General features: G+C 71.5%; 13 protein-coding genes. 5 read left to right on the top strand and 8 right to left on the bottom strand.

Features of this window, described 5'->3' with window-relative positions:
* Positions 1-277: 277 nt before the first annotated feature.
* Positions 278-1,480 carry an amino acid deaminase/aldolase gene (locus tag ACZ6MZ_RS23080; RefSeq protein WP_469353948.1) on the top strand — a complete coding sequence of 401 codons (1,203 nt, stop codon included), beginning with the start codon at positions 278-280 and terminating at the stop codon, positions 1,478-1,480.
* A gap of 48 nt (positions 1,481-1,528) precedes the next feature.
* Here ACZ6MZ_RS23080 and ACZ6MZ_RS23075 read toward each other — a convergent pair whose 3' ends face one another.
* Genes ACZ6MZ_RS23075 through ACZ6MZ_RS23060 form a run of 4 tightly spaced genes read right to left on the bottom strand, consistent with a single transcriptional unit; the run spans position 1,529 to position 5,973 of the window.
* The gene (locus ACZ6MZ_RS23075) at positions 1,529-2,392 is read right to left on the bottom strand and encodes a DUF2510 domain-containing protein (RefSeq protein WP_469353946.1); all 864 of its coding nucleotides are present in this window, start codon (positions 2,390-2,392) and stop codon (positions 1,529-1,531) included.
* A gap of 30 nt (positions 2,393-2,422) precedes the next feature.
* Positions 2,423-3,217: a 3-oxoacyl-ACP reductase gene (locus ACZ6MZ_RS23070; protein WP_384330026.1), complete on the bottom strand. Its 795-nt coding sequence runs from the start codon at positions 3,215-3,217 to the stop codon at positions 2,423-2,425.
* 6 nt (positions 3,218-3,223) lie between these two features.
* Positions 3,224-4,600 (bottom strand): aldehyde dehydrogenase family protein, encoded by a 1,377-nt coding sequence (locus ACZ6MZ_RS23065; protein WP_469353945.1) that lies wholly within the window; start codon positions 4,598-4,600, stop codon positions 3,224-3,226.
* Between the two features lie 8 nt (positions 4,601-4,608).
* A complete protein-coding gene (locus ACZ6MZ_RS23060; protein WP_389677238.1) occupies positions 4,609-5,973 on the bottom strand; it encodes a glutamine synthetase family protein in 1,365 nt (454 codons plus the stop codon).
* A gap of 78 nt (positions 5,974-6,051) precedes the next feature.
* Between ACZ6MZ_RS23060 and ACZ6MZ_RS23055 the strand changes: the two genes are divergently transcribed.
* The 3 genes from ACZ6MZ_RS23055 to ACZ6MZ_RS23045 all read left to right on the top strand — a co-directional run bounded on the left by ACZ6MZ_RS23055 (position 6,052) and on the right by ACZ6MZ_RS23045 (position 9,148).
* Positions 6,052-6,789: a FadR/GntR family transcriptional regulator gene (locus ACZ6MZ_RS23055; RefSeq protein WP_384330021.1), complete on the top strand. Its 738-nt coding sequence runs from the start codon at positions 6,052-6,054 to the stop codon at positions 6,787-6,789.
* Positions 6,790-6,929: 140 nt separating this feature from the next.
* Entirely contained in the window at positions 6,930-8,399 is a 1,470-nt protein-coding gene (gene eat, locus ACZ6MZ_RS23050) for an ethanolamine permease (protein WP_384185374.1), read from the top strand.
* 41 nt (positions 8,400-8,440) lie between these two features.
* Complete coding sequence (locus ACZ6MZ_RS23045) at positions 8,441-9,148, top strand: gamma-glutamyl-gamma-aminobutyrate hydrolase family protein (protein ID WP_469353942.1); 708 nt, start codon at positions 8,441-8,443, stop codon at positions 9,146-9,148.
* A 122-nt stretch (positions 9,149-9,270) separates the two neighbouring features.
* Here the strand turns inward: ACZ6MZ_RS23045 and ACZ6MZ_RS23040 are convergent, their stop codons facing one another.
* A complete protein-coding gene (locus ACZ6MZ_RS23040; protein WP_469353940.1) occupies positions 9,271-10,203 on the bottom strand; it encodes a LysR family transcriptional regulator in 933 nt (310 codons plus the stop codon).
* A 70-nt stretch (positions 10,204-10,273) separates the two neighbouring features.
* Between ACZ6MZ_RS23040 and ACZ6MZ_RS23035 the strand changes: the two genes are divergently transcribed.
* Positions 10,274-11,437, top strand: coding sequence for a TDT family transporter (locus ACZ6MZ_RS23035; protein WP_469353939.1), 1,164 nt, complete (start codon positions 10,274-10,276; stop codon positions 11,435-11,437).
* A gap of 47 nt (positions 11,438-11,484) precedes the next feature.
* Here the strand turns inward: ACZ6MZ_RS23035 and ACZ6MZ_RS23030 are convergent, their stop codons facing one another.
* The 3 genes from ACZ6MZ_RS23030 to ACZ6MZ_RS23020 all read right to left on the bottom strand — a co-directional run bounded on the left by ACZ6MZ_RS23030 (position 11,485) and on the right by ACZ6MZ_RS23020 (position 16,015).
* A complete protein-coding gene (locus ACZ6MZ_RS23030; protein ID WP_384185364.1) occupies positions 11,485-12,033 on the bottom strand; it encodes a helix-turn-helix domain-containing protein in 549 nt (182 codons plus the stop codon).
* Positions 12,034-12,258: 225 nt separating this feature from the next.
* Complete coding sequence (locus ACZ6MZ_RS23025) at positions 12,259-14,886, bottom strand: ABC transporter permease/substrate binding protein (RefSeq protein ID WP_469353938.1); 2,628 nt, start codon at positions 14,884-14,886, stop codon at positions 12,259-12,261.
* Positions 14,879-16,015, bottom strand: coding sequence for a quaternary amine ABC transporter ATP-binding protein (locus tag ACZ6MZ_RS23020; RefSeq protein WP_384185358.1), 1,137 nt, complete (start codon positions 16,013-16,015; stop codon positions 14,879-14,881). The genes ACZ6MZ_RS23025 and ACZ6MZ_RS23020 overlap by 8 nt, the downstream gene beginning before the upstream one ends.
* Positions 16,016-16,191 lie beyond the last annotated feature (176 nt).

The raw sequence follows: 16,191 nt of genomic DNA, 5'->3' as shown, positions 1-16,191 counted from the left end.
CGCGGCGGGCACGGAAGGGGGTGTTGTGGGGCGGGGCGGTACGGGAGCGCGTCGTGCTTCGGTGCTCATCCGTCCCCCTGTCCCGCCTGTACAGACCGATCCACGCACGCCGATCCATCGCACGCCGATCCGCCGTACGGGACAGGCCCGTTCGTCGCCGCGTGTGGTCACTCTACGGGCTGGAGCGGGCCCGGCGGGAACGAGACCGGAGGCCCGGGTGGATCTGCCCAGATCATCCCCCCTACCGCGCGGTAATCGTGTCTGGCAGGCTCGGGCCATGACTCCGCGCGCCACTGACCGGGCCCGGTACGACCGGGCCACCGCTCATCTCGACGCCCCGCTCGCCCTCGTCGATCTCGACGCGTTCGACGCCAACGCCGACGATCTCGTCCGGCGGGCCGCGGGCAAACCGGTCCGGGTGGCGAGCAAGTCGGTGCGCTGCCGGACCCTGCTGGAGCGGGTGCTGGCGCGCGACGGCTTCGCGGGGATCATGTCGTTCACGCTGGCGGAGTCGCTGTGGCTGGCGCGGGCCGGGTTCGACGACGTACTCCTCGCCTATCCGTCGGCGGACCGCGCCGCCTACGCGGAGCTCGCCGCCGACCCCGAGCTCGCCGCCGCCGTCACCGTGATGGCCGACAACCCGGCGCAGCTCGATCTCATCGACGCGTCGCGCGCCGGCGGCCGCGAGGAGATCCGGGTCTGTCTTGAACTGGACACGTCCTTGCGGCTGTTCGGCGGGCGGGTACGGGTCGGCGCCCTGCGCTCCCCGTTGCGCGAGCCCGCCCAGCTGGCCGAGCTGGCCAGGTCGGTCGCCCGGCGCCCCGGCTTCCGGCTGGTCGGACTGATGGCGTACGAAGGCCATGTGGCGGGTGTCGGGGACGCCCTGGCCGGGCGGCCGCTGCGGTCGCGGGCGATCCGGCTGATGCAGTCCGCCGCCCGCCGGGAGCTGGCCGAGCGGCGTGCGGCGGTGGTGCGGGCGGTACGGGCCGTGGCGCCGGAGCTGGAGTTCGTCAACGGCGGCGGTACGGGCAGCGTGCAGCACACGGCCGCCGAGGAGGCGGTGACGGAGATCGCTGCGGGCTCGGGGCTGTATATGCCGCGGCTGTTCGACAACTACACGTCCTTCACGGGCCGACCGGCGGCGCTGTTCGCCCAGCCCGTGGTGCGCATGCCGGGCGTCGGGGTGGTGACGGTGCTCGGGGGTGGCTATCCGGCGTCGGGGGCGGCGGGCCGGGACCGGCTGCCCGTTCCGTATCTGCCGGAGGGGCTGCGCTACGACGGGCAGGAGGGCCCCGGCGAGGTGCAGACCCCGCTGCTGGGCTCGGCCGCCGACGATCTGCTGATCGGCGACAAGGTGTGGTTCCGGCATGCCAAGGCCGGTGAGATGTGCGAGCGCTTCGACACCTTGCGGCTGGTGGAGGGCGACCGCGTGGTGGCGTCCGTACCGACCTACCGGGGCGAGGGCCGTACGTTCCTCTGAGGGCCTGGCCCCGCCGGGTCGAGCCCAGCGGGGTCGAGCCCATCAGGATCAGGGGCCGATGGAGCTGCCCACGCCGCCCGAGACGTCGCCGATCGGACGGATCCCCTTGGTGATCTTGTCCATCCCGCCGACCGGCGGCCCCGCGGGGCCCGCGTCGAAGGCGAAGCGCACGATGACCAGCGACTCCGTGCCGATGGTCGAGGGAAAGACCAGCGACTGGACATAGCCGCCGGGCCCGACCCCCGTGGTGACCTGCCACCGCACCAGATAGCCGGTGCGGCCCGCGACCACGGCGGGCTCGGACCTGAGCTCCTTGTGGGACTCGATGCCGCCGTAGAAGTTGTTGCCGACGCTGTCCTCCTCGTACGCGGCGTCGGCCGCGAGGGAGATGTCCTCCTTGGCCAGCGCCTCGGCGGAGGCCGCGTCGGTCCCGCCGGCGCTACGGGTCGTCACCGTGCCCGCGTGGCAGCGCATCCCGGCGTCGCCCGGGCACTCGTAGGTGTCCGCCACCGACATGGTGACGCCGCCGCCGAGGCCGCCGGCCGGCCGCTCCCAGCCGTCCGGGATCGGCAGGGTGATGCCGTTCAGCTGATCGGTGAGGACGGTCGGGTCCTCGCTGGGTTCCGGGACGGCTGTCGCGCTGTCGCTGTCCTCCGGCGTGGAGGGCAGGGGCGCGCCGCTCTGCCGGGCCGGCGGCCGGGTTCCGGGATCGTCGTCACCGAGCACGACGACTCCGGCGGCTGTCGCCGCGGCGAGGACGACACCGGCGGCGACGACCACGAGCGGACCGCGCCGCCGACGGCGACCGCCCGGCGCCCGGGTGTGCCCGGTCCAGGCGGTCCCGTCCCACCAGCGTTCGGTGGACGGGGCGCCCGGATCGGGATACCAGCCTGGCGGTGTTGTCATGCTCATCAGGCCACCCTAGTGGGCAGGCCAATGCACCTACATGGGGGTGACGTACGCCCCCGAGATGCCGCCGTCGACCAGGAAGTCCGATGCGTTCACGAAGGACGAGTCGTCGCTCGCGAGGAAGGCGACGGCCGCCGCGATCTCGTCCGCCTCGGCGAACCGTCCCACCGGGATGTGCACCAGCCGGCGCGCGGCCCGCTCCGGATCCTTGGCGAACAGCTCCCGCAGCAGCGGGGTGTTGACCGGCCCCGGGCACAGCGCGTTCACCCGGATCCCCTCCCGGGCGAACTGAACCCCCAGTTCGCGGGACATCGCGAGCACCCCGCCCTTGGACGCGGTGTACGAGATCTGCGAGGTCGCCGCCCCCATCCTGGCCACGAAGGACGCGGTGTTGATGATCGAGCCCCGGCCCTGGCGCTGCATGTAGGGGATGGCGGCCTTGCAGCAGAGGTAGACCGAGGTGAGGTTGACCTCCTGGACCCGCTGCCACGCCTCGAGGCCGGTGGTGAGGATCGAGTCGTCGTCGGGCGGTGAGATACCCGCGTTGTTGAAGGCGATGTCGACGCTGCCGTAGGTCTCGTACGCGGTCCTGAACAGCGCGTCGACCTCGTCGGCGTCGGTGACGTCGACCCGTACGAAGGTGCCGCCGGCCTGTTCGGCCGCGGCCTTGCCCGCGGTCTCGTCGATGTCGCCGCAGACGACGTGCGCGCCCTCGGAGGCGAGCCGGCGCGCGGTGGCCAGGCCGATGCCGCTGCCGGCTCCGGTGATGACGGCGGTGCGGCCGGTCAGGCGGCGGCAGACGAAGGGGTCGGTCAGGGGGGCGGTCATGGTCGCTCAGGCCTCCGTGCTGATGAAGACGTTCTTGGTTTCGGTGAAGGCGGCGAGGGCGTCGGGGCCCAGTTCGCGGCCGAGTCCGGACTGTTTGTAGCCGCCGAACGGTGTCCCGTAGCGGACGCTGCTGTGGGAGTTGACGGACAGATTGCCCGCGGCGACGGCGCGCGAGACCCGCAGGGCGCGGCCCACGTCGCGGGTCCAGATCGATCCGGCGAGGCCGTAGTCGGTGGCGTTGGCGAGCCGGACCGCGTCCTCCTCGTCGTCGAAGGGCAGGACGACGGCGACCGGTCCGAAGACCTCCTCGGTGGCGGCCGGGGAGTCGGCGGCGGCGTCGGTGAGGACGGTCGGCGGGAACCAGAAGCCGGGGCCCCGGGGGGCGACGCCGCGCATGCCCTTCGCGCCCTCGGGGACGTAGGACCGTACGCGCTCCAGCTGGACGGCCGAGATCAGCGGGCCCATCTGGGTCCGCTCGTCGGACGGGTCGCCGACGACGACCGACTCGACGGCGGGGGCGAGCAGTTCCAGGAACCGGTCGTGGACCTCCCGCTGGACGAGGATGCGGGTACGGGCGCAGCAGTCCTGGCCGGAGTTGTCGAGGAAGGCCATCGGCGCCGTGGCGGCGGCCTGTTCGAGATCGGAGTCGGCGAAGACGATGTTGGGGCTCTTGCCGCCGAGTTCGAGGGTCACGCGCTTCACCAGCGCGGCGCTCTTCGCCATGATCCGCTTGCCGACCAGGGTGGATCCGGTGAACACGATCTTGGCGACGCCCGGGTGCTCGACCAGGGCGTTGCCCGCCACCTCGCCGGCGCCGGGCAGGACCTGGAAGAGATGCTCGGGAAGCCCTGCCTCCAGGGCGAGTTCGGCCAGTCGGAGGGCGGTGAGCGGGGTGGTCTCCGCGGGCTTGAGGATGACCGCGTTGCCGGCCGCGAGGGCAGGGGCGGTGCCCCAGGCGGCGATCGGCATGGGGAAGTTCCAGGGCGCGATCACCCCGACGACGCCGAGCGGTTCCAGGAGGGTGATGTCGAGGCCGCCGGCGACCGGGATCTGCCGGCCGCTCAGCCGCTCCACTCCCCCGGCGGAGTAGTCCAGGAGATCGCGGACATTGCCGGCCTCCCAGCGGGCGTTGCCGATCGTGTGGCCCGCCTCGCGGACCTCCAGTCCCGCCAGTTCCTCGGTGTGCCCGTCGACCACGGAGGCGAAGCGGCGCAGCAGCCGTGCGCGGTCGGCGGGGGCGGCGGCCGCCCAGCCGCGCTGGGCCGCCGCGGCCCGTACGACCGCGGCGTCGACCTCCTCCGTAGTGGTCGCCGCGATCGTCGCGATGACCTCGCCGGTGGCGGGGTTGAGGATCTGATGTCCGGCTGTGCGGTGCTCGTGCACGTCGTTCCTCACAGGCGTTCGAAGGAGCGGCGAAGCTCCCAGTCGGTCACCGCGGCGTCGAATGCCTCCACCTCGACGCGCGCCATATTGCGGTAGTGGGCGACGACTTCGTCGCCGAAGGCGGCGCGGGCGATGGGGCTGTTCTCCCAGAGCTCGGCGGCTTCGCGCAGGGTGGTGGGGACCTGCTCGTACCCGGCGCTGTAGGCGTTCCCCGCGCAGGCCTCGGGGAGTTCCAGTTCGTTCTCTATCCCGTACAGCCCCGCGGCGACCAGGCCCGCGACGGCGAGGTGCGGATTGACGTCCCCGCCGGGCAGCCGGTTCTCGAAGCGCATGGACCGGCCGTGGCCGACGACCCGCAGCGAGCAGGTGCGGTTGTCGTAGCCCCAGGCGACGGCGGTGGGGGCGAAGGAGCCGGGCTGGAAGCGCTTGTACGAGTTGATGGTGGGCGCGTAAAGCAGGGAGAAGTCGCGCAGCGCGGCGAGCTGGCCCGCCAGGAAGTGGCGCATCACGGGGGACATTCCGCCGGGGCCGTCCCCGGCCATGACGTTGGTGCCGTCCTCGTCCTGGAGCGAGAGATGGATGTGGCAGGAGTTGCCCTCCCGCTCGTTGTACTTGGCCATGAAGGTGAGCGAGACCCCCTCCTGGGAGGCGATCTCCTTCGCGCCGGTCTTGTAGACGGCGTGCTGGTCGCAGGTGACGAGCGCTTCGTCGTACTTGAAGGCGATCTCGTGCTGGCCGGGGTTGCACTCGCCCTTGGCGGACTCGACGGTCAGTCCCGCGGCCGCCATCTCGTTGCGGATCCGGCGCAGCAGGGGCTCGATACGGCCGGTGCCGAGGACGGAGTAGTCGACGTTGTACTGGTTGGCGGGGGTCAGGCCGCGGTAGTGGCTGTCCCAGGCCTGCTCGAAGGTGTCCTTGAAGACGATGAACTCCAGCTCCGTGCCCACGTGCGCGGTGTAGCCGTGCTCGGCGAGACGCTCCAGCTGGCGGCGCAGGATCTGGCGGGGCGCCGCGACGACGGGCGAGCCGTCGCTCCACGCGAGGTCGGCGATGAGCAGCGCCGTACCCTCGTTCCAGGGGATCCGGCGCAGGGTGGAGAGGTCGGGGCGCATGGCGAAGTCGCCGTAGCCGCGGTCCCAGGAGGACATCGCGTAGCCGTCGACGGTGTTCATCTCGGTGTCGACGGCGAGGAGGTAGTTGCATCCCTCGCTGCCGTGTTCCAGGACCTCTTCGAGGAAGAAGGGCGCGGCGAACCGCTTGCCCTGGAGCCGGCCCTGCATATCGGGGAAGGCCAGGACGACCGTGTCGATCTCGCCGCTCTCCACGAGGATGCGAAGTTCCTCGACGCCGAGCGGGGGTGTGCGGTCTGCCACGGGATTACTCCTCCTTCGGTCAGCCGGAGGTCATAAGGTATTCCTGGAGACCTTTGGTTGGGAAGGGGAAACGGCGACATGGTGAAGAAGAACCTGCCGATGGACCCGCTGACTCCGGTGCTGCGGCCCGTGCGGGCGGGAAACGGTTTCGAGGAGGCCCTGGAGCAGATCCTCCAGGTCGTACGGCTCGGTCTGGTGGCCGGCGGCGAACGGCTGCCCGCCGAGCGGGAGTTGTCCGACCGGCTGCGGATCAGCCGGGTGACGCTGCGCGAGGTGCTCAAGGTCCTCCAGGACCAGGGACTGGTGGAGAGCCGGCGCGGCAGATACGGCGGGACGTTCGTACGGCCACGGCCCGGCGCCCCGGCCCAGGGCGCCGGGGAGGAGCTGCGGCGCCGGGTGGCGGGCGTGGACATGGAGGACATCCTGCGCTTCCGGGAGGTGCTGGAGGTCGGCGCGGCGGGGCTGTGCGCGGCGCACGGGCTGACCGGTGAGCAGTCGGAGCGGCTGCGGTCGGCGCTGGCCGCGACGCACGACGCACCGCTGACGGAGTACCGCAGGCTGGACACGCTGCTGCATCTCACGCTCGCCGAGCTGTCCGGCTCCGCGACCCTGGCCGCGCAGTACGCGGCCGTGCGGGCGACGGCGAACGATCTCCTGGACTGCATCCCGCTGCTCGTACGGAATCTGGAGCACTCACAGCGGCAGCACACCGCACTGGTCGGGGCGGTGCTGGACGGGGACGCGGACGGGGCGCGGGAGATAGCGCGCGAACACTGCGGCGGCACGGCCGCGCTGCTGCGGGGCTTTCTCACCTGAGAGCCGGTCGGACGGCCTCCGAGGGCGGGGCGGGCCGCGGCGCCCATCCGTAACAGCCGTTTAACGCAGGGGGCTTGCGCACAGCTGTTCCGGCGGCAATGGTATGGCCTCACTCCATTACCCCGAGGCAGGAGCTGCTCATGTCCGACGGCACCGACTCGCGCGTCCCACCCCCCGCGGCGGCCGAAGGCGCCGCTCCGCCGGACGCCGACTATCTGAAGCGGCGCACGCTGCGCCGTGGCAGCGCCGGCTGGCTGCTGCTCACCGGTCTCGGCGTCGCCTATGTCGTCTCCGGGGACTTCTCGGGCTGGAACATCGGTCTCTCCGAGGGCGGCTTCGGCGGCCTCGCCATCGCCACGCTGCTGATGGGCGTGATGTACGCCTGTCTGGTCTTCTCGCTCGCCGAGCTGTCCGCCATCCTGCCCACCGCGGGCGGTGGTTATGGCTTCGCCCGGCGCGCTCTCGGCACCTGGGGCGGCTTCCTCACCGGTACGGCCATCCTCATCGAGTACATCCTCGCGCCGGCCGCGATCTCCATCTTCATCGGCGACTATGTCGAGTCGCTCAATCTCTTCGGGCTGACGGCCGGCTGGCCGGTCTATCTGGCCTGCTTCGCGATCTTCATCGGGATCCATCTCTGGGGCGTCGGCGAGGCGCTGCGCTTCAGTCTGGTGGTGACGGCCGTCGCGGTGGCGGCGCTGCTGATCTTCGCGGTCGGCGCCTTCACCGAGTTCGACGCGAGCGGCCTCAACGACATCCCCGTCGACCAGGACGCGTTCGGCTCGGGCTCCTGGCTGCCGTACGGCGTGCTGGGCATCTGGGCGGCCTTCCCGTTCGGCATGTGGTTCTTCCTCGGTGTGGAGGGTGTGCCGCTGGCCGCCGAGGAGGCCAAGGACCCGGTGCGGTCGATGCCCAGGGCGCTGTCCATCTCCATGGGCGTGCTGGTGCTGCTCGCGCTGATCACCTTCTTCGCGGCGACCGGCGCGCGCGGCTCGGCCGCTGTGCAGGACGCGGGCAATCCGCTGGTGGTCGCGCTCCAGGGGGACGGCGATCCGACACCGCTGAGCCGGTTCGTGAACTACGCGGGTCTGGCCGGTCTCGTCGCCTCCTTCTTCTCCCTCATCTACGCCGGATCCCGGCAGCTGTTCGCGCTCTCCCGCGCCGGCTATCTGCCCCGCTTCCTCTCCCTGACCAGCGGCCGTAAAGCCCCCTATCTGGGTCTGCTGATCCCGGGCGCGATCGGCTTCGCCCTCGCGGCGGGCAGCGGCGACGGCGGACGGATGCTGAATGTCGCGGTGTTCGGCGCCACCATCTCGTACGCCCTGATGGCCCTGTCCCATCTCGTGCTGCGCCGCCGCGAGCCGGGGCTGCCCCGCCCCTACCGCACGCCCGGCGGCATGCTCACCTCCGGCGTGGCGTTCGTGCTGGCCCTGTCCGCGCTGGTCGCGACCTTCCTGGTGGACAAGGACGCGGCATTCATCGCACTCGGCGTCTATGTCGTCGCACTCGCGTACTTCACCTTCTACAGTCGGCACCGGCTGGTCGCGGCCGCCCCCGAGGAGGAGTTCGCGGCCCTGGCTGCGGCCGAGGCCGAACTCGAACGCGACTGACCGAAGCCGAAGCCCGCACGAGAACGACGGAGGACCGATCTGTGAAGCCGCTCATCGGCGTCAGCACCTATCTGGAGGCGTCCGCCGCCTGGGGTGTCTGGAATCTGCCCGCGGCGCTGCTGCCCGCCGGCTATCCCCGGCTGGTCCAGCGGGCCGGCGGGCTGGCCGTGATGCTCCCGCCGGACGAGCCGGCCTCGGCGGCCGCGGTGGTGGCGCGGCTCGACGGGGTGGTGATCGCGGGCGGCCCGGACGTGGAGCCCGTACGGTACGGAGCCGAGCCGCACCCCCGCACCGGACCGCCGGCCCGGGAGCGGGACGCCTGGGAGCTCGCCCTGATCGAGGCCGCCCTGGCCTCTGGCACCCCGCTGCTGGGGATCTGCCGGGGGATGCAGCTGCTCAATGTGGCGCTGGGCGGGACGCTCCTCCAGCATGTGGAGGGGCACACCTCGCCGGTCACCGGCACCTTCGGCGAGCATCCGGTGACACCGGTGCCGGGCACCCGCTACGGCGATCTGGTGCCGGAGGAGTCCGCTGTCCCGACGCACCACCATCAGACGGTCGACCGGCTCGGTAAGGGGCTGACCGTGTCGGCGTTCGCGGCGGACGGCACGGTCGAGGCGGTCGAACTGCCGGACCCACGGTGGGCGCTGGGCGTCCAGTGGCATCCGGAGATGGGCGAGGACACCCGGGTGATGACCGCGCTGGTCCGGGCCGCGCAGGTCCGGGCCGCTCCGGTCGGCGCCGCGTAGGTCGTGTCCGGCCCTGAGGCGGGTACGGCTCTGAGGCGGGTACGGCCCTGAGGCGGGTACGGCCCTGAGGCGTGTACGGCCCTGATCCCTGCTGCCAGGGCCGTACGGAGGGCCGGTCGTCGTCAGCCGAGGGCCGACCCGCGCGTCAGGGCCAGCAGGTCGCGGGCCGGGCCCGCCGGGCGGGTGCCGGCCGGCCAGACCGCGCGCAGGTCGCGGCGCAGCCGTACGCCCTCCACCGGCACCCTGACGAGCCGGCGGGCCGCCAGCTCCTCGCCGACCGCGAGCTCGCTGAGCACACAGGGCCCGGCCCCGCTGACCGCGGCGGCCTTCAGCGCGGTGGTGGAGGCCAGTTCGAGCAGCGGCTCGGCGAGGCCGCCGTACGCGGCGAGCCCCGCGTCCAGCACCTGACGCGTGCCGGACCCGGGTTCGCGCAGGATCAGCGGGGTCCTGGCCAGCTCCGCCGGATCGAGCGGCGTGCCACGGCGGGCCCAGGGATGGCCGGGAGCGGCGACGAGGACCAGCCGGTCGTGCCCGATGACGGCGGAGTCGAGTCCGCCGGGCGCGGCCAGGCCCTCGACGAAGCCGAGGTCCGCCTCATGGGTGAGGAGCCGCTCCGCGACGGCGGCGGAGTTGCCCGCCCGCAGCGAGACGGCGGTGCCGGGGCGGGCCCGGCGGAGCGCTATCAGCCAGCCGGGCAGCAGGTATTCGGCGATCGTCATGCTGGCCACGACGCGCAGCCGGGAGTCCCTGCGGTCGCGCAGCGCCTGTGCTCCCGCGTCGAACGCCTCGGCGGCCTCCACGACACGCCGGGCCCAGTCGGTGACCAGGGTTCCGGCCTCGGTGAGCCGGGAGCCGCGGGGCGAGCGGTCCACCAGGGCCACCCCGAGCTGGCGTTCCATGGCCCGGATACGGCTGCTGGCGGCGGGCTGCGTGATGCCGGTCTCCCGGGCGGCCCGGCCGAGGCTGCCCAGCCGGGCGACGGCGAGCAGCAGCTCCAGCGCGCCGAGGTCGGGCACCCGGTGGGCGAGGGGGGCATCGACAGGCACGTCAGTCATAAGCTCAGGTTATGACCTCATAGGAACAATGGGGCTGGTGGGGGTCGTGCGGGGCCACGACAGTGGACGCATGGCCGCCCTCGCGCACTCCTCCGTGGACTCCTTCGCACGCGCTCCGGGCGCCGTCCCCGGGGTACGGCTGCCCCGGCTCCGGCAGCTCGGACCCAACTGGTACGCGACGGTGATGGGGACCGCGATCGTGGCGAGCGCGGGGGCCGGGCTCCCCCTGGACATCCCCGCGCTGCGGCCGGCCTGGGTGGTGGTGTGGGCCCTGTCGGCGGCGCTGCTCGCCGTCGTGCTGACCGCGCGCGCCGGACACTGGCTGTACCACCGCGACCAGGCGCGCGCCCAGCTGCTCGACCCGGCGGTGGCGCCCTTCTACGGATGTATGGCGATGGCGCTGCTGGCCGTCGGAGCCGCCACCCTCACCGTGGGCCGGGACGTCCTCGGTGTGCGGGCCGCGGTGGCCGTGGACGCGGTGCTGTTCGGCGCGGGAACGCTCCTCGGGCTCGCGGTCGCCGTGACGATTCCGTATCTGATGGTCGTACGCCACCGGCTGGAACCGGCGGACGTGTCGCCGGTCTGGCTGCTGCCGGTGGTGACGCCGATGGTCTCGGCGGCGACAGGACCGCTGCTGGCGCCGCATCTGCCGGCGGGCCAGGGCCGCGCGGCCCTGCTGTTCGGCTGCTACGCGCTGTTCGGGCTGAGCCTGCTCGCCACGCTGATGATGCTGCCGCTGGTCTTCGGCCGGCTGGTGGTGCACGGCCCGCTGCCGCTCGCGCTGACCCCGGCGCTCTTTCTGGTCCTCGGCCCGCTGGGGCAGTCGACCACCGCGGTCAACCAGCTGGCCGACGCGGCGCCCACGGCGGTCGGTGGTCCGTACGCACCCGCCCTGGCGGCCTTCGCCGTGGTCTACGGCGTGCCGGTGATGGGGTTCGCGCTGCTGTGGCTGGCGTTCGCGGCGGCCCTCGTGGTGCGTGCCGTCCGGCGCGGGATGCGGTTCACGATGACGTGGTGGGCCTTCACCTTCCCGGTCGGCACCTGCGTCACGGGCGCGGAGACACTGGGGCGCCACACCGGTCTGGTCGCGCTGGAATGGCTCGCGGTGGGCCTGTTCGTACTACTGGTGACGGCCTGGGCGGTGGCCGGGTGGTGCACGCTGCGCGGACTGTTCGGCGGAGCGCTGCTCCCGGCGCCGCGGGTGCCCCGGCCGGCGATGGCCCGTACCGCCTGAGAAACCGTCCGTGCGGGGTTACGCCGGACGGGCCGCGGGGCAGCCGGTCAGCGCCGGGGGTCGACGGTCGCGTCGATGTGTTCGGCGACGGCGACGACCAGGATGCGGGTGCCCGGCTCGGTGGCCCGCCAGCGGTGCCGTACGCCACCGGACAGATACAGGGTGTCGCCGCGCTCCAGGCGGTACGCCCGCCCCTCGGCCTCCACCTCCACGGCGCCGTCGGCGATGTACATCACCTCGTCGTTGCGGTGCTGGTACTCCCGGCCGGTGTCCTGCTCGCCGGTGAACTCCTTGGCGTTCAGCTGATGCCCGCCGCGCACCACCCGGCGGACCCCGGGACCGGCGTCGTCGGCCCGTACGACATCGACGGTGCGCGCCGAGTCGGCGGCCGCGTGCAGCGTGGCGGGGGTGGTCTCCAGGGCGTCGGCCACCCGCTCCAGCGAGCGGACGCTCGGCCGGGCCCGTTCGTTCTCGATCTGGCTGAGGAAGGGCACGGACAGTCCGCTGCGGGCGGCGACCGCCGCCAGCGTCAGGCCCAGGGACCTGCGCCGTCTGCGGACGGCCGCGCCCACCCTGAGCGCTTCCTTGTCGTCCATGACTGGGCTCCCTCCCGACCGGATCGTCATCTTCTCAGAGTTGACGCCGGTACAAGAGCTGTCCTGCCTCACCCGGTGCCGAACCCTCCGTCGGTACGAACACACGGTCGAGGAGGGCGGTGCGGCCCTCGGGTCAATGATGCGCGCCGCGGCGCCGGAGCGGAACGCGCGGAAGGGGTGGGCCTCGCCGCCGGCGACGCCCACCCCTTCCAGGGACGCTTCCCGCTACCGCGGGGCCATCGTGTCCGCGATGCCCGGATTCTCGTCCATCCAGGCCTTCACGGCCTCTTCCTCATGGCCCGCGCCGCGCTTCTGGATCTCGTTCTCCAGCCCGGCGAGCTGTTCCTCGCTCAGTGTGAAGTCCTTGAACCATTCGGTCAGCCGCGGGTAGTTCTCCGGGAAGTCCTTGTGCGCGACGGTGGTGATCCTGTCGCCCTCCCCGAAGCCCTTCTTGGGGTCCTTCAGCTTGGTCAGGTCGTACTCGCTGTAGGCCCAGTGCGGGGTCCACAGCATGACCGCGATCGGCTCCTTCTTCGCGTACGCCCGCTTCAGCTCGGCGAGCATGCCGGGGGTGGAGCTGTCGACGGCCTCGTACTCCTTGTCGAGCCCATAGCCCGGCAGGACCGTGTTCTTGAGGATGTTCATGGTCTCGGTGCCGGGCTCGATCCCGACCACGCGGCCCTTGAACTCGTCCCCGCGCCCCTTGAGGTCGTCGAGGGAGTCGACGCCCTTCACGTACGAGGGGACGGCGATCTCCAGCGAGGTCGGGCCGTACCAGGACCCGAGATCGGTCAGGCTGTCGCGGTAGCGGTCCCAATACCTCTTCTGGGTATTGGGCAGCCAGCCGTCGAACTGGACATCGATCTGACCGCGGGACATCGCGGCGTACATCGGACCGACCTCGAACTGCTTGAGGTTCATCGTGTACCCGCGCTCCTCCAGGACGGCCTTCCACAGATAGGTGGCGGCGATGTCCTCCTCCCACGGGAACCACGCGACCTCGATCGGCCGCTCGCGCTCGTCCTTGCCGTTCGCGGCCTTGCCGGCCTTGGCGACCGGGGTCCACTTCTCGGCGACGCCGGGGTTCTTCTTGAGCCAGGCGCGGACCGCCTCCTGCTCCTTGCCCTTGCCGGACGTCTGGATCGTGGCCTCAAGGCTGGTGAGCTGCTTCTCGGTCATGGTGAAGTTCTTGAGCCACGAGGCGACCTGCGGGTTGTCCGAGGAGAAGCCCTTGCGGGCCAGCGTGTGGACGCCGTCGCTCTCCGCGCCGAAGGACTTCTTGGGGTCCGCCAGCTTCGTCAGGTCGTAATCGTTGTAGGCCCAGTGCGGCGACCAGAGCACGACGGCGATGGGTTCCTTCTTCGCGTACGCGCGCTTCAGCTCGGCGAGCATGCCGGACGTGGAGCCGTCGATGAGCTTGTACTCACTGTCGAGGCCGTACGCCTTGAGGACCTTGTCCTTGAGGAGGCCCATCTCGCCCGCGCTGGGCTCGATGCCGACGATCCGGCCCTTGAAGGTGGAGCTCTGGCCCTTCAGGTCGGCCAGGGACTTGACGCCCTTCACGTACGAGGGCACGGAGATCTCCAGGGAGGTCTTGTCGTACCAGGCCCCCATGTCCTCCAGCTTGTCCTTGTACTTGGCCCAGTACGTGGCGTGGGTGACCGGCAGCCAGGAGTCGGTCTGGAGGTCGATCTGACCGCTCGCCTGTCCGGTGTAGAGCGAGCCGGCCTCGTACTGCCTGGCGTCGACCTCGTAGCCGCGCCGCTCCAGCAGCTCCTTCCAGAGGAAGGTGGAGGCGATGCCCTCGTCCCAGGGGATGTACCCCATGCTGATCTTCTTGCCCTGACCGACATTGCCGGAGCCGGAGGCGGTGTTGCCGGCCGGGGAGCCGCCGAACAGGCCGAGGCCTCCCGCGACGAGCGCGAGGACGACCACACCGGCGACGGCGACGACGGGCTGCGGACGGTGGTTCCAGATCTTCAGTCCGCCGGTCAGTTCCTTCGCCTTGGCCAGTGCGCGGCGGCCGACCGGGGACACCTGAAGGCTGAGCGCACCGGTGATCCGGTCCAGGTACACCGCCAGGATGACGACGGAGAGGCCCGCCTCGAAGCCGAGGCCGATGTCGATGTTGCCGAGCGCGCGGTAGACGGCGCCGCCGAGGCCGCCGCCGCCGACCATGCCGGCGATGACCACCATGGAGAGACCCAGCATGATGACCTGGTTGATACCGGCCATGATCGTCTGGAGGGCCAGCGGCAGCTGGACCCGCAGCAGGGTGTTGCGGGGGCTCGTACCGAACGCCTCGGCGGCCTCGACGAGCTCGCCGTCGACCTGGCGGATGCCGAGCTCGGTCATCCGGACCCCGGGCGGCAGGGCGAAGATGATCGTGGCGATGATGCCGGGCACGGCGCCGATACCGAAGAAGACGACGCCCGGGATCAGATAGACCATGGCGGGCATGGTCTGCATCAGGTCGAGCACCGGCCGGATGAGGGAGCTGACCGTCTTGGAGCGCGCGGCCCAGATGCCGAGCGGTATCGCGATGACCAGCACCACGATGGTCGCGACCAGCACCAGCGAGAGGGTCTCCATCGACTCGTCCCACAACTCGATGGAGTCGATCAGGGCGAAGCCGACGAAGGTGAGCACACCCGCGGAGAGGCCACGGAGCCACCAGGCGAGGACGGCGAGGATGCCGGCGAGGAGCAGCGGCTCAGGAGCGGAGAGCACCGCGTTGATGCCGTCGTACATGCCGGAGACGATCGAGCCGATCGCGTCGAACAGCCAGGCGAGATGGTTCTGGAGGAAGTCGACGGCACTGTCGACCCAGTCACCGAGCGGGAGCCTAGGCACGGGCCACCGCCTTGTCGACGGAGACCGGCGGCCTGACCGGGGCGTCGGCCACAGCCGCGGGCTTCATCGGCTCACCGAGGACGGCCAGCAGCCTGGCCCGGGGTACGACTCCGACGAGCTCGCCGTCGGAGTCGGTGACGGCCACGGGAACCCCGCTGGTGGAGCAGGGGGTGAACAGCTCGATGATCGGGGTGGACTCGGCCACGCTGGCGGGCGCGGCGGCGAGCACGTCCGCGGCGGTACGCAGCTCCTGGCCGTTGTCCGTCCGGGCGCCGAAGGCGGTCTCCGGGTCGGCCATGATCGCACCGGCGGTGAGCACCCGGGAGCGGTCGACGTCCTGGGTGAAGGAGGCGACGTAGTCGTTGGCCGGGGTGACGAGAATGTCCTCGGCGCTGCCCATCTGGACGATCTCACCGTCGCGCATGACCGCGATCCGGTCACCGAGGCGCATGGCCTCGTTGAGGTCGTGGGTGATGAACACGATGGTCTTCTTGAGCCGCTTCTGCAGCTGGAGCAGCTGATCCTGCATATCGCGGCGGATCAGCGGGTCGAGCGCGCTGAAGGACTCGTCCATCAGCAGCAGATCGGCGTCGGTGGCGAGCGCGCGGGCAAGGCCGACACGCTGCTGCATGCCGCCCGAGAGCTCGTCGGGCCAGGACGCCTCCCAGCCGCCCAGGCCGGTCAGCTCGAGCGCCTCCGCGGCGCGTTTCTCCCGCTCCTGGCGGGGCACACCCTGGACCTCGAGCCCGTACCCGGCGTTCTCCAGAACGCTGCGGTGCGGGAAGAGGGCGAAGTGCTGGAACACCATGCTGATCTTGGTGGAGCGGACGTCGCGGAGCGCCTGCGGGCTCAGGGCGGTCAGGTCCTCGCCGTCGAAGAGCACCCGTCCCGAGGTCGGTTCGAGCAGCCCGTTGAGCATGCGCAGCAGGGTGGACTTGCCGGATCCCGACAGGCCCATCACGACGAATATCTGGCCGGGCTCGACCGAGAAGGTGGCGTCGATCACCGCTGCGGTTGTACCGTCGGTGCGGAGCTCGTCACGGTCAGTGCCGCTTTCGAGCTTCGTCACGGCTTCATCTGGTCGTCTGCCGAATACCTTGTACAGGTGTTCGGCTTGCAGCCTGGACACATACACCTCGCGCGTTGAACGGAAAACGTCCCGCCACCCCCGCGGGCGGGCCGTGGAGCGGGACGGGTTCGGCCCGCTCGCCAGGCAGCGGTGTAGAACACCGCAGCCTGGTCCGCTCCGGGTGCGCGCCTGCCCTCACTTGCACATGCCAAACAAATAAGTGATCCAGGCCACAG

It is taken from the genome of Streptomyces sp. NPDC042201, assembly GCF_055582185.1.
This window is presented reverse-complemented; position numbering and strand designations above follow the sequence as displayed.

Coding starts and splice junctions, on each gene's coding strand:
- ACZ6MZ_RS23080 (WP_469353948.1), top strand. CDS start 278: ATGACTCCGCGCGCCACTGACCGGGCCCGGTACGACCGGGCCACCGCT.
- ACZ6MZ_RS23075 (WP_469353946.1), bottom strand. CDS start 2,392: ATGAGCATGACAACACCGCCAGGCTGGTATCCCGATCCGGGCGCCCCG.
- ACZ6MZ_RS23070 (WP_384330026.1), bottom strand. CDS start 3,217: ATGACCGCCCCCCTGACCGACCCCTTCGTCTGCCGCCGCCTGACCGGC.
- ACZ6MZ_RS23055 (WP_384330021.1), top strand. CDS start 6,052: ATGGTGAAGAAGAACCTGCCGATGGACCCGCTGACTCCGGTGCTGCGG.
- eat (WP_384185374.1), top strand. CDS start 6,930: ATGTCCGACGGCACCGACTCGCGCGTCCCACCCCCCGCGGCGGCCGAA.
- ACZ6MZ_RS23040 (WP_469353940.1), bottom strand. CDS start 10,203: ATGACTGACGTGCCTGTCGATGCCCCCCTCGCCCACCGGGTGCCCGAC.
- ACZ6MZ_RS23035 (WP_469353939.1), top strand. CDS start 10,274: ATGGCCGCCCTCGCGCACTCCTCCGTGGACTCCTTCGCACGCGCTCCG.
- ACZ6MZ_RS23030 (WP_384185364.1), bottom strand. CDS start 12,033: ATGGACGACAAGGAAGCGCTCAGGGTGGGCGCGGCCGTCCGCAGACGG.